Below are 11,912 nucleotides of genomic sequence, written 5' to 3'. Positions count from 1 at the left end.
TCCGAAGTAGCTAAAGACCGGCGAAAATCGGTTAAGTTCCGGTGAAAAAACAGTAACTTGCAATATTGTATACAAGTCGTGTTATTCGTCGGATTTTGATTGTCACGCCCATTGCAGAGCTTCAGGATCGGCGCCGTCATCCCTTTGAGGCTCATCCTCTATGAAGTTCTCCTCGATTCTCTTGTTGTCCCTTGGCCTGGTCAGTGGCTTCGCTTCTGCCGGAGGCACCACCGAAGCAGGTGTGGGCGGCGCATTGGGCGGGGTTCTTGGCTCGGTCGTCGGTCAATCGTTAGGCGGCAATACAGGTTCCACCATCGGCGCAGCCCTGGGCGGCGCGGGTGGTAGTGCGGTCGGCGCAGACAAGCGCAGCCGTGGCGAAGCGGCCATCGGCGGTGCACTGGGTGCAGCCGGCGGTAACGTGGTTGGCCGCAGTCTCGGCGGCACCACCGGCAGCCTGATCGGCTCCGCCGCTGGTGGCGGCGCAGGTGGCGCGCTGGGTAACTACATGGGCAACAAGAGTGACGACGATGATCGTCGCTACGACCGTCGCCATGATGACCGTCGCTACTACCGCGACCGTGGTCATCCAGGTCGCGGCCATGCCTACGGCCACCGTAAGCATCACAAGTACTATCGCCACCACTAAGGCGAAGGCTTGTACGAAAATCGCAGCCCTTGGGGCTGCGATTTTTTTTGCGCGTCTAGACGACCAACCGCTCCAGCGCCCCACGCAAACCGGCAGGAATCGGCACCGGCTGATTGCTCGCCCGATCGACAAACACATGCACAAAACGCCCAGCCGCACACGCCTCGCTTTCGCCGACCTTGAACACAGCCAATTCATATTGCACCGAACTGTTGCCCAGCTTGCCGACCCGCAGTCCGATCTCGATCAGATCGGGGAAAGCGATCGAGGCAAAGTAATCGCAGGCGGAACTGACCACGAATCCCACCACTTCGCCGTCATGAATATCCAGGCCACCGACCTGAATCAGATAAGTGTTCACCGCCGTGTCGAAGAAACTGTAGTAGGTAACGTTGTTGACGTGACCGTAGGCATCGTTGTCGTGCCAGCGTGTGGTGATGGGCTGGAAGTGGGGGTAGTCGGAGCGTTGATTCATGCAGGGTTCTCGCATTTTCTTAATTGAATTTGATCGTGATGACGAACACTTTGCCTGTGGGAGCGAGCCTGCTCGCGAAGGCGTCAGCACAGCCGACCGGCGTCAACGATCAGCAAACCCCTTCCCCTGCGCCGCCAGTTCGCCAATCAACCGCGCCGGCGTCCACTGATCGCCCTGGCGCGTCTCCAGCGCCAGCAAGCGCTGATGGATATCCGCCAGCCCCTGCTGATCCGCCCAGGCCATCGGCCCACCCTTATCCGCTGGAAAACCATAGCCGTTCAAGTACACCAGATCGATGTCATGGGCCGAGCCGGCAATGCCTTCCTGCAGAATCTTCGCGCCTTCGTTGACCAGAGCCAGCAAACAGCGCTCAAGGATTTCTTCGGGACCGATGTCGCGACGCTGGAAACCCAGCTCTTCGCTGACCCGCAGTACCAATGCATCGACCTCGGGATCATGCTCGGCCTGACGACTGCCCGGCTCGTAATGGTAATAACCGTTACCGGCCTTCTGCCCGAACCGGCCCATCTCGCACAGGCGGTCATCCACCTGAACTTCGGGCGCATCCTGCCCCTTGCCAGCTAGCTCCCGAGCACGCCATTCCAGATCGATGCCAACCACGTCGTACATGCGAAACGGCCCCATGGCGAAGCCGAAGCCTTGCAGCGCGGCATCCACCTGCTGTGGATAAGCGCCTTCGAGAAGCATCTTGCGCGCTTCCAGTACATACGGATGCAGCATGCGGTTGCCGATAAAACCGTGACAGTTGCCCGACACCACACTGACCTTGCCCATGCGCTTGCCGAGTGCCAGCGCTGCCTCGAGCACCGCTGGCGAGGTCTGCGCACCGCGCACGATTTCCAGCAGTTTCATGATGTGCGCGGGGCTGAAGAAATGCAGACCCAACACCTGTGCCGGGCGCCGGGTCGCAGCCGCGATGGCGTCGATGTCCAGCGCCGAGGTGTTGCTCGCCAGCAGAGCCTCAGGCTTGAGCAGGCCATCGAGTTCGCGAAAGATCTTCTGCTTCAGTTCGAGGTTCTCGTACACCGCTTCGATCACCAGATCTACGTTGCGAATCGCCGCGTAATCCGCCGCTGCAGATACGCGAGCCATTCGCGCATCCGCCTCGGCCTGATCAATGCGGCCCTGACGCACGTTGTGTGCATAAGTTTGCGCGACCGTCGTCAGAGCCTGCTCAAGCATCTGTGGATTGTTATCCACCCATTGCACGTTCACGCCAGCATTGGCCAGGCACATGACGATGCCACGGCCCATGGTGCCCGCGCCGATCACGGCAGCCTGCTGAATCTCGAAGCTTGTCTGGCTCATGTTGTTCTCTTGTGAGTGGCCCGAAGACAGATTCCAACCTTAGTCAGGCCACGACGCTTTTTGAAGTTTATTAGCGTGATGATCGACATTCAGCGGATGGATGCAGCGCCCACAGACTCTCTGCTTAATCGAGCAAGTGAGTGTCCGCCCACTCGCGGACCTTTGCGTAGGGATACTCTTCCAACGCAGCAAAACCCGGTATCGCCCGCGCCTTGAGTTTGGTGAACAACGGCACGCTGATTCCGCACAGGAAGCGTGTCAGGCGTTCGGCCGTCGGAAGGCTGCCTGTGTGCTGCTCATGCCTGTGGATAAATTCACCACACAATTGCGCGAAGTTTTTATCCACAAGCGCTGGCAACGGCGGTGGCTCAGGCAATCGCGCGATCTGGCCGTGACATACCGAACAATGCCCGCAATGTTCAGGGGCATTGTGGTCACCGAAATACTCGGCCAGGCGATAACCCAGGCAGCGTTCGGTGGCGAACACCTCAAGCATGGCGTGAATTCGCGCCACTTCAGTCTCTTCGTGACGAGTGAAGTACTCGTGCAGCTCAGCGCTCAGGGCGTCGCTGGCAAAATCACTTTGCAGCAGGCTGTAAACCTCGGTCATTTGCTTGCTTTCAAGCTCGACCCAGCCTTTTTCCTGGAAGTAATCAAGCGCTGTCACCACGCGATTGCGCTCGGCGGAATACTGCGAATACATCGCCTCGAAATCTACTGTGGCCCAGGTGCGTGCTCGCGTGGACGTTCTGATGATCGCCGCAACGAAATCCCTGCGCTCGCCTTCGAAGCGCTGGAGCAATGCTTCGGGCTCAAGCAGATATTTGAAGCGGTATTCAGCGTAATAAGCGTAGCGCGGCGCGATCAGGCCTCGCAGTTCCAGCTGCACTAGCAGAGTCTTCAACGGCAACGAGCGAATGTTGCTCTGATCCGCCAATGGCCCAAGCAGAAACTCCCATTGTCCGTCCGGCACTGCGGCTTTGAGCTCTTCGAGCACATAACGAATCCCGTCGCGCTCGGGCGTATCACCGTAGACGAAGTTCTCCAGCACATTGAGACTGTCGCGATTCGCCAGTACCAAGCAATCCGAAGGCTGCCCGTCACGCCCGGCGCGGCCGATTTCCTGACTGTAGTTTTCGATGGATTTGGGCAGATCGAAATGCACCACGTTGCGGATGTCGCTCTTGTCGATGCCCATGCCGAAGGCGATGGTGGCGACGATGCAATTGGACTGCCCGGCCATGAAGCGGCGTTGAATGTCTTCACGCTGATCGTGGGGCAAACCCGCGTGGTATGCCTCGGCCTGGATTCCGTTGCGTTGAAGATGCTCGGCGATATGCTCGGCGGTCTTCTGCAACGTCACGTAGACAATGCTCGGTTGCCCGGGACGCTCGCTCATCCATTCGACCAGACGCCGGCGCTTGTCCTGACCGCGTACAGGCTCGACCAGCAGGTTGAGGTTGGGCCGATAGAAACCGGTGGTCACTACATCGTCCGGAGATATGGCGAATTTCGCCTGCATGTCGGCGATGACTTTTGGTGTCGCCGTGGCGGTGAGCAGCAAAGCCTGCGGAATGTTGAACTGACGCTGGTAGTCGGGCAGTTTCAGATAGTCCGGCCGAAAGTTGTGGCCCCATTCGGAAATGCAGTGCGCCTCGTCGACCACCAGCAACGAGATCGGCACCTGCTGCAGGAAATTGCGGAAGCGCTCGTTCTTCAAGCGCTCGACGGAGATCATCAGAATTTTCAGCTCGCCCGAACGCGCACGGGCCATGACGTCGTTGGCATCCTCGCGGCTCTGCGCCGAATCGATACTGCCTGCGGAGATCCCGTGGCGCTTGAGAAACGCCAGTTGATCCTGCATCAACGCCAGCAACGGCGAAACCACCAATGTCAGGTGTGGCAGTAAAAGTGCCGGCAGTTGGTAGCAAAGCGATTTGCCGGAGCCGGTGGGAAAGATCGCCGCCGCCGAACGTCCCGCCAGCACCGCGCTGATCGCGGCCTCCTGACCGGGGCGAAACTGTGGATAACCAAAAACCTGTTCCAGGGTGTGTTGCATTTGCTGTCACTCCTTTGACTGCTGCCATGCCCAAAGCCTAGCGGGCGATTGCGGCGAGTCGAGAAAAGGTCGGGGTTGAATCAATACTGAATGATACATGGGAAGCGAAAACCAAGCGTTTAACAATCGAAGCGCCTCGACATACTTTCGAAAAGCTCAGCTACATATATGTAACAAACTTCACATTACAAACACGGATACAACAGCGCCCTTTATTTTTTACACCACCTAAAACTAACTTGACTGCTCTTATACATAAGCAAGAGCAACGAAATGACAACTTTAACAATCTTTTTCTGCGGCACCGGCTCCAACAAGTTTGATGACAAAAATAAAAGCTTCTGGGACGGCGAAATCGTTTCTACGCTCGCTGCACACCACAGCGGACGCGAATTTGCCGAGTGGATCGTCGTCGATGGCCCTGGCAGCGGCAATCTGCAAGCCGACGACCTGTTCACCAAGACCTCTGAATACGGCTTGTCCGGCACGCTGTTCGGCAAAGGCTGGGATGAAAACGTGCAGCACGCGTTGAATATCATCAAAGGCAAATGCGATTGGCAACGTAAACAACTTACCGAGGCAGAATACAACCGTCTGAAAGCCGCAGGCATTCCTATTGAAGATGTAAAAGAGGAGGGTTCCTGGTTCTGGCGCCAGTATAACTATGGCGACCGGAGTATCACGCAACAGAAGTTGCAGGAACAGATCATCAAAACTTTCCGCAAGGACGGCGTTATTCCGACGCGCGTCAATCTGCTCGGCTGGAGCCGTGGCGGTATCAGTTGCCACATGCTCGCCAATGCAATGTTCAAGGACGCTGCGCTCAAACATATTCCGGTGAATATATTTGCGATTGATCCAGTCCCGGGCATCGGCAACTTCCAGGAAAACCGCGTCAAACTCCAATCCAACGTCAAGGAATACATCGCCTTCTATGCCCGCGACGAGCGCTCAAAAGGCTTCAGCTGCGTGATCCCGCAAACCGTTACCGGCACCAAGACTTCGATCTATCCAATGGCCGGTCGCCACGCCACCCTCGCTGGCAACGCCACATCGCTCGGCGGCGAGCCAAGCGGCAGCGGCGACCTCAACGCGCTGATCGAGCCCGGCCGCATCGTTCGCCATCTGGCGGAAACATGCCTCAAGCGTTGGGGCGTGCCACTGAGCAAAACCCTCAACCTGAGCGATGCCGACCTACTGCGCTTCACCGGCACCATCGTCAGCGACGAAGCCCGCTACAAGAAGATGCACAGCCAGTCCTACACCTATTTCACCGAACTGGACAAAGGCGAGCGCTATGTCTCGCTGGGAAGCAAAGGCGTGCCGTTTTCAGCAGTCAAAGGCACGATCTACCACCCGGCAACCGGACTGACCACAAGCCTGCTGGATATTTCCGGTTACCAGCATCTGCGTTGAAAGGCGTTGAAGAATCGGTAGCAACGTCTGGCGAATTGTTCGTCCCGTTCCTACTTCACGCGATGCCTTGTCGGCTATCGCGAGGCGGTGGTGCGAACCTATAGTCGTGGGTGTCGCTGCTTTGGTCAGTGACCCCCACATCACCCACGCTCTGTACCTGCTGACAGGTCGGCTGCGAGCTGCTGCAAGTCGCGCAGACACAGATGCTCAACTGGAAAGCCCCTGCCTAAGCCGAGCAGCCTGATCGCCGCCGATCAGCTGTCGGCGACCAGGCACCAGTCATCGTTATCAACACTTCAGCATTGCCTGAAAGTAAGTCACTGGCGTACATTGACCATGATTTTTATTGAGACTTCAGTCTTCACCCCGCCGAGTAAGAGAGTTACTGGACGACGATGCCTACGCCACCTTTCAAAAGCAGTTGGTCGCAAACCCCTCCATTGGCGATGTAATCGAAGGAACCGGCGGGGTGCGTAAAGCACGAGTCGCCTCCAAAGGCCATGGCAAACGGGGTGGCGCACGGGTTATCTACTACCACTTCGTTTCAGCATCAAAGATCGCGTTGTTGATGATTTATCCAAAAAACGAGCAGCAGGATCTTACCCATGACGAACGGAAAGCACTGAAGGCCATGATTGGAAACTGGAGGTAACCATGAGCAAGTTTTTTGATGAGCTGATGGAAAGCGTGCAGGAAATGGATGAGATTCTTCGGGGTGAAAAAAAGCCGTCCCGCGAATTCCATGTGGATGCATTACAGGTTAAACAGATTCGCAAAGCGACGGGAATGACGCAGGCAAAGTTCGCAGCCTTGATCGATGTCCAATTGGGAACCTTACGCAATTGGGAGCAAGGTCGTCGTCAGCCGACGGGGCCGGCCAAAGCACTACTCAAGGCCATTCATAACGATCCTGTCCATGTGCTGAGTGCACTGGCTGATTGACACATAGCCAGGGCAAGCCACGTCTTTGAGTCCAACCAAGCTGCATTTCAGATCGGAAATAAAAAACCGCCCCAAAGGGCGGTTTTTTATTCACTGCAAACTACTGCTTACAACTTCGGCCCAGCCGCCTTGATCGCGTCGCTCACTTCGAACTTCTTGAAGTTCTCGATGAACAGACCGGCCAATGCTTTCGCTGCCTCGTCGTACGCAGCCTTGTCAGCCCAGGTGTTGCGTGGGTTGAGCAGGTTGGTGTCGACGCCTGGTACGGCCAGAGGCACGTCGAGGTTGATGGTGTCGAGGTGCTCGGTGGCAGCACCGATCAGAGCGCCGCTCTGGATCGCTGCGATCACCGCGCGGGTGGTCGGGATGTTGAAGCGTTGGCCGACGCCGTAGCCGCCGCCGGTCCAACCGGTGTTGACCAGGTAGACCTTGGAGCCGAAGCCGCGGATGCGCTTGATCAGCAGTTCTGCGTATTCACCCGCCGGACGCGGGAAGAACGGTGCGCCGAAGCAGGTGGAGAAGGTCGACTTGATGCCGCTGCCCGAACCCATTTCAGTCGAGCCCACCAGTGCGGTGTAGCCGGACAGGAAGTGGTAGGCCGCTTGCTCTTCGTTGAGGATCGACACTGGCGGCAGCACGCCGGTCAGGTCGCAGGTCAGGAAGATCACCGCGTTTGGCTCGCCACCGAGGTTCTTCTCGGAGCGCTTGGCAACGTGCTCCAGCGGGTAGGCGGCGCGGCTGTTCTGGGTCAGGCTGACATCGGCATAGTCGGCGTGCTTGGCGTCGTCGATGACGACGTTTTCCAGCACCGCGCCGTGCTTGATGGCTTTCCAGATAACCGGCTCGTTCTTCTCGGAGAGGTCGATGCACTTGGCATAGCAACCACCTTCGATGTTGAACACCACGCCTTCGCCCCAGCCGTGTTCGTCGTCACCGATCAGGTAACGGCTTTCGTCGGCCGACAGGGTGGTTTTACCGGTGCCCGACAGACCGAAGAACAGGGTCACGTCGCCGTCTTCGCCGATGTTGGCTGCGCAGTGCATTGGCAGCACGTCAGCGGCCGGCAGCAGGAAGTTCTGCACCGAGAACATGGCTTTCTTCATCTCGCCGGCGTAACGCATGCCAGCGATCAGCACTTTCTTCTGCGCGAAGTTGATGATCACGCAACCGTCGGAGTTGGTGCCGTCACGCTCAGGCACGCACTCGAAGTTGGCAACGTTGAGCACTTGCCATTCTTCACGGCCAGCCGGGTTGTACTGGGCCGGGTTGATGAACAGGCAACGACCGAACAGGTTCTGCCAGGCAGTCTGTGTGGTCATTTTCACGGCCAGGTAGTGATCTTCCGCCGCGCCTACATGCACGTGGGAAACGAAGTGCTCTTGCGCGTTGTTGAAGGCCTCGACGCGAGCCCACAGGGCATCGAACTTGTCGGCCGGGAACTTGCGGTTGATCGGGCCCCAGGCAATAGCGGCCTGGGTGGAAGGCTCTTCAACGATGAAACGGTCGACTGGCGAACGGCCGGTGCGGTGACCGGTGCGAACAACCAGAGCGCCGGTATCGGCAAGCTCGCCTTCACCGCGATTCAGGGCTTCTTTTACCAGATCATCAACACTCAGATCGGTGTACACGGCGTTATTGGCTTGCGTCATGAGGTTCCCCGTCGGCCAGTGGCCGAGTGTGCTCCAAACGTTTTGTAGTAGAAAGTCGTGCACTACTACCGCGAAAAAAGTGGGCCGGATTATGCCAGAAAAGCCCAAAAAGAGTAGGGTCCTCCCGTCGTAACGGCGATATTCCGTCATTCCGCAGTGAATTTACCTGCGCTGAACCGTTTTAGTGACGGGTATCTGACGGCGTATCGACGCCCGCGCCAGCGAACAATTGAGCAATATCGGCCGCGTCGAACAGGTACTGCTGATTGCAGAACTGGCAATCGATCTCGACTTTGCCGCCCTGCTCGGCGGCCAGCGCCAGCGCATCTTCCAGCCCAAGACTGACCAGCGCATTGCCGGAGCGTTCCCGCGAGCAACTGCAACTGAAGCGCAGATGCTGCACATCAAACAGGCGCACTTGTTCTTCGTGGTACAGGCGATGCAGGACGGTTTCGTTGTCCAGGCTCAGCAGCTCATCGGCGCTCAGAGTGCTGGCCAACGCGGTGAGGTGCTGCCAGCTGGCGGCGCGATCCTCTTCGTCTTTCAAGCGATCGGCGGGGAGTTGTTGCAGCAACATGCCACGGGCACGACGACCGTCGGCGAACAGCTTGAAGCGCGTGCCGACCTGTTGTGACATGACGAAATAGTTGGTGAAACAGTCCGACAGTGTCTCGCCGTCAAGATCAACAATGCCCTGATAACGCTGGCCAACAGTCGGGTCGACGGTCAGGGCCAGAACGCCGTTCGGCATCAAGTCGGCAAGGGTCGCGTCAGCCGCGATCTGCTCGGCGTCGTAACGCGCCAGGCCACGGATTTCGCGCTCGCTGGAGCACTCGATCATCAGCAGCGGAATCGGCCCTTCCGAACGCGCCTGCAAAATCAGCAAGCCATCGAACTTGAGCGTGCCGACCAGCAACGAAGCGGCCGCCATCAGTTCGCCGAGCAATTGCGCGACCGGCTCCGGGTACGGGTGTTTGGCGAGGACTTCGGCGTAGCTGCGCTCCAGCGCTACCAGTTCGCCGCGAGTGTCGCTGTCATCGAAGATGAAGCGTTGAGTGAAATCGGTATCCGCTAGGTCGGTCATAGGTCTGGGTATCTGAATGTGATGACAAAATGATTACAAAACGTGAAAATTTGCGCTTGCTGGCACTTTTTTTGGTGCCGGCGCTTTTTCGCCATGGGAGGCATTTTATGAACAATCCGGGTTTGTTCCAATCAAGGTGGAACCTCGGCCGGCTGGTTCTGTGTAACGTAGTGCCGTTGGCGCTACTGGCTTTCTGGTTATGGCCTACCGGCCAGATGCTGTGTGTGATTTTCGACGAGTGGCTGTTCCGCTCGCTGAATGCACCGCTGGCCAGCAACCCGATATGGCTCCACATCTGGGCAATTGCAAGTCTGCGCCCGTTCGATATCGTCGTCGGACTGATTCTGCTGACGCTGCTGATCAAGGGCGACTGGGTCTTCAGGGCGATCGACGTGCGTCGCGCGTTCTTCGGTTTTTTCTCGATCCTGCTGCTGATGGTGGTGATCCGCGCGCTGTTTTCCAAATTCGCCGATCACATGGGCTGGCAGCACAGCAGCCCGTCAATGGTGCTTGAGGGCGCCGTGCACATCAGCGATTACTTTCCGCACCTGGAAAAAACCTGGGAGCTGAAGGACCGTTCCGGCCAGAGTTTCCCTGGTGATCATGCCTCAGTGTTGTTGATCTGGGCGTTGTTCATGGGCGTGTTCAGCCGCACCGTCGGACAATTTCTAACAGTATGGGGTCTGGCCGTGTTGTTCATGCTGCCGCGTCTGGTGGCCGGCGCGCATTGGGGACAGGACGACTACATCGGCGGCGTGCTGCTGGCGGTGTGGGCGTTGGGCTGGGGTTACTACACGCCGTTTGCCTGGCACGCGTCGAACTTCTGGTTGAAGCTGACCGCCCCGGTTTTCGCGTTGCTGGGCAAGCTGCCGATGGTGTCGCGGATGAGTGTGGTGCGTAGCGCCTGATACCGCGTCGTACTCGATTCGCGAGCAGGCTCGCTGCCACAGACGACTCGATCGAATGTGGCAGCGAGCCTGCTCGCGAAGAGGCCGGCACAACGTTTCAATCTTCGTTGCTGCTACCGCGAAACTTGAACAGATCACGCCGCTGTTTCTTGCTCGGCTTGCCATCGGTGCTCACGCCCAACGACCCCGCCTTGCGCATTGCCGCAGCCGCTTCACGCTTGGCGACACTCGCTTCGGTCTCCGCGTACAAGGTTTGCGCCTCGGGTGCGCCACGACGCACGATCGACAATGCCTCGACCCTCACCGTGCGCACTTCGAAGCCGGTGCGAATCTCGAACTCGTCGCCAATGCGCGGCTCCTTGCCCGGTTTGCAGCGCTCGCCACGACAATGCACTTTGCCGCTTTCGATTGCTGCTTTGGCCAAGGCGCGGGTCTTGTAGAAACGCGCCGCCCATAGCCATTTATCGAGACGGACCTTGTCGTCCTCCTCCTGCTTCTGTCCCATATGAATTCCTCGCTCAGCCAGTAGTCGGAACTGTACTACCGTTTCTGTCGGGCGCAAGAACTCGGCCCTCCAGATTGACTGTGATCTTCGCCGCCCGACCGGCCTGGAGTGACCGCGTGACTAAATTTCCAACTTCGTTGACCTCACCCAGGGGCGGTTGCCAGGGCTGCCAGCAGAGCGAACCGCTGGATTTCGATTTTGCCTTCGCCTACCAGCCGATCGTCGACCTGCGCGACCAATCGGTATTTGCCCACGAAGCGCTGGTGCGAGGCGTGGCCGGGGAAGGTGCACTCTCGGTGTTAAATCAGGTTACAGAAGACAACCGCTACCGTTTCGACCAGCTCTGCCGGACCCGCGCCATCGAAGGCGCGGCGAGCCTTAATATGCAGACACACTTGTCGATCAACTTTTTGCCCAACGCCGTCTACCGTCCAGAGCTATGCATTCGCAGCACACTGGAGGCCGCACGCAACCACAACTTTCCGATCGACCGACTGATTTTCGAAACCCTGGAAATCGAGCACGTAGATAATTATCGCCATTTGACCAATATTCTGCGTGAATACCGCGAATTCGGCTTCAAGACCGCCATCGACGATTTCGGTGCCGGTTATTCGGGGCTCAATCTGCTGGCTGATTTCCAACCGGATCTGATCAAACTCGACATGGCGCTGATCCGCGATGTCGACCAGGACCGTGTCCGTCAGGTGATCGTGCGGGGGATTGTCACAATGTGTGCGGAGTTGGACGTTACAGTCATTGCCGAAGGCATAGAAAGCGCCGGGGAACGGGATTTCCTCGCGGACTGTGGAATTTTCCTGATGCAGGGCTACTGGTTCGCCAGACCTGCATTCAAAGCGTTGGCCCAGGTGCCGGACGAGGCCTGGAAGCGTTAACCC

11 protein-coding genes and 1 pseudogene are annotated in these 11,912 nt (G+C 57.9%); 6 read left to right on the top strand and 6 right to left on the bottom strand.

Translation table 11 applies throughout. The features are described from left to right. The first annotated feature begins 160 nt into the window (after positions 1–160). Complete coding sequence (locus BXA01_RS17370; RefSeq protein WP_039756448.1) at positions 161–646, top strand: glycine zipper domain-containing protein; 486 nt, start codon at positions 161–163, stop codon at positions 644–646. A 55-nt stretch (positions 647–701) separates the two neighbouring features. Here the strand turns inward: BXA01_RS17370 and BXA01_RS17365 are convergent, their stop codons facing one another. From BXA01_RS17365 to BXA01_RS17355, 3 genes are all read right to left on the bottom strand, one after another. After that, positions 702–1,121 (bottom strand): acyl-CoA thioesterase, encoded by a 420-nt coding sequence (locus BXA01_RS17365; protein WP_231990980.1) that lies wholly within the window; start codon positions 1,119–1,121, stop codon positions 702–704. Positions 1,122–1,223: 102 nt separating this feature from the next. Continuing rightward, complete coding sequence (locus BXA01_RS17360; RefSeq protein ID WP_076565073.1) at positions 1,224–2,450, bottom strand: 3-hydroxyacyl-CoA dehydrogenase; 1,227 nt, start codon at positions 2,448–2,450, stop codon at positions 1,224–1,226. Between the two features lie 124 nt (positions 2,451–2,574). After that, positions 2,575–4,509, bottom strand: a complete 1,935-nt coding sequence (locus tag BXA01_RS17355; RefSeq protein ID WP_076565071.1) for a RecQ family ATP-dependent DNA helicase — start codon at positions 4,507–4,509, stop codon at positions 2,575–2,577. 273 nt (positions 4,510–4,782) lie between these two features. On the opposite strand from BXA01_RS17355, the gene BXA01_RS17350 reads away from it, so the two are divergent. The 3 genes and pseudogenes from BXA01_RS17350 (at position 4,783) to nadS (ending at position 6,867) form a co-directional block, all read left to right on the top strand. Next, entirely contained in the window at positions 4,783–5,925 is a 1,143-nt protein-coding gene (locus tag BXA01_RS17350) for a hypothetical protein (protein ID WP_076565070.1), read from the top strand. 336 nt (positions 5,926–6,261) lie between these two features. Further along, positions 6,262–6,577 (top strand): annotated as a pseudogene (locus tag BXA01_RS17345) (type II toxin-antitoxin system RelE/ParE family toxin). 2 nt (positions 6,578–6,579) lie between these two features. Next, positions 6,580–6,867, top strand: a complete 288-nt coding sequence (gene nadS, locus BXA01_RS17340) for a NadS family protein (protein ID WP_064363398.1) — start codon at positions 6,580–6,582, stop codon at positions 6,865–6,867. Positions 6,868–6,974: 107 nt separating this feature from the next. Here the strand turns inward: nadS and BXA01_RS17335 are convergent, their stop codons facing one another. Beyond that, entirely contained in the window at positions 6,975–8,516 is a 1,542-nt protein-coding gene (locus tag BXA01_RS17335) for a phosphoenolpyruvate carboxykinase (RefSeq protein WP_016772179.1), read from the bottom strand. Between the two features lie 181 nt (positions 8,517–8,697). Further along, the gene (hslO, locus tag BXA01_RS17330; protein ID WP_076565069.1) at positions 8,698–9,600 is read right to left on the bottom strand and encodes an Hsp33 family molecular chaperone HslO; all 903 of its coding nucleotides are present in this window, start codon (positions 9,598–9,600) and stop codon (positions 8,698–8,700) included. 107 nt (positions 9,601–9,707) lie between these two features. On the opposite strand from hslO, the gene BXA01_RS17325 reads away from it, so the two are divergent. Next, entirely contained in the window at positions 9,708–10,508 is an 801-nt protein-coding gene (locus BXA01_RS17325) for a phosphatase PAP2 family protein (protein ID WP_076565068.1), read from the top strand. Between the two features lie 97 nt (positions 10,509–10,605). Here the strand turns inward: BXA01_RS17325 and BXA01_RS17320 are convergent, their stop codons facing one another. Further along, on the bottom strand, positions 10,606–11,013 hold the full coding sequence (locus BXA01_RS17320) for an RNA-binding S4 domain-containing protein (protein ID WP_016772182.1): 408 nt from the start codon (positions 11,011–11,013) through the stop codon (positions 10,606–10,608). Positions 11,014–11,129: 116 nt separating this feature from the next. Here BXA01_RS17320 and rimA point away from each other — a divergent pair, with 116 nt between their 5' ends. Next, complete coding sequence (gene rimA, locus BXA01_RS17315) at positions 11,130–11,909, top strand: S6 modification regulatory phosphodiesterase RimA (protein WP_076565066.1); 780 nt, start codon at positions 11,130–11,132, stop codon at positions 11,907–11,909. Positions 11,910–11,912: the final 3 nt, after the last annotated feature.

The sequence above is a fragment of the Pseudomonas sp. B10 genome, from assembly GCF_900156235.1.
GTDB lineage: Bacteria > Pseudomonadota > Gammaproteobacteria > Pseudomonadales > Pseudomonadaceae > Aquipseudomonas > Aquipseudomonas siliginis.
Note: the sequence above shows the minus strand (reverse complement) of the source record. Positions and strands in the feature narration are given on the sequence as shown.

What these genes read in the sequence shown, in the direction of transcription:
- BXA01_RS17355 (WP_076565071.1), bottom strand. Translation starts at nt 4,509, where the DNA reads ATGCAACACACCCTGGAACAGGTTTTTGGTTATCCACAGTTTCGCCCC.
- nadS (WP_064363398.1), top strand. Translation starts at nt 6,580, where the DNA reads ATGAGCAAGTTTTTTGATGAGCTGATGGAAAGCGTGCAGGAAATGGAT.
- BXA01_RS17370 (WP_039756448.1), top strand. Translation starts at nt 161, where the DNA reads ATGAAGTTCTCCTCGATTCTCTTGTTGTCCCTTGGCCTGGTCAGTGGC.
- BXA01_RS17360 (WP_076565073.1), bottom strand. Translation starts at nt 2,450, where the DNA reads ATGAGCCAGACAAGCTTCGAGATTCAGCAGGCTGCCGTGATCGGCGCG.
- BXA01_RS17325 (WP_076565068.1), top strand. Translation starts at nt 9,708, where the DNA reads ATGAACAATCCGGGTTTGTTCCAATCAAGGTGGAACCTCGGCCGGCTG.
- BXA01_RS17365 (WP_231990980.1), bottom strand. Translation starts at nt 1,121, where the DNA reads ATGAATCAACGCTCCGACTACCCCCACTTCCAGCCCATCACCACACGC.
- BXA01_RS17320 (WP_016772182.1), bottom strand. Translation starts at nt 11,013, where the DNA reads ATGGGACAGAAGCAGGAGGAGGACGACAAGGTCCGTCTCGATAAATGG.
- BXA01_RS17350 (WP_076565070.1), top strand. Translation starts at nt 4,783, where the DNA reads ATGACAACTTTAACAATCTTTTTCTGCGGCACCGGCTCCAACAAGTTT.
- BXA01_RS17335 (WP_016772179.1), bottom strand. Translation starts at nt 8,516, where the DNA reads ATGACGCAAGCCAATAACGCCGTGTACACCGATCTGAGTGTTGATGAT.
- hslO (WP_076565069.1), bottom strand. Translation starts at nt 9,600, where the DNA reads ATGACCGACCTAGCGGATACCGATTTCACTCAACGCTTCATCTTCGAT.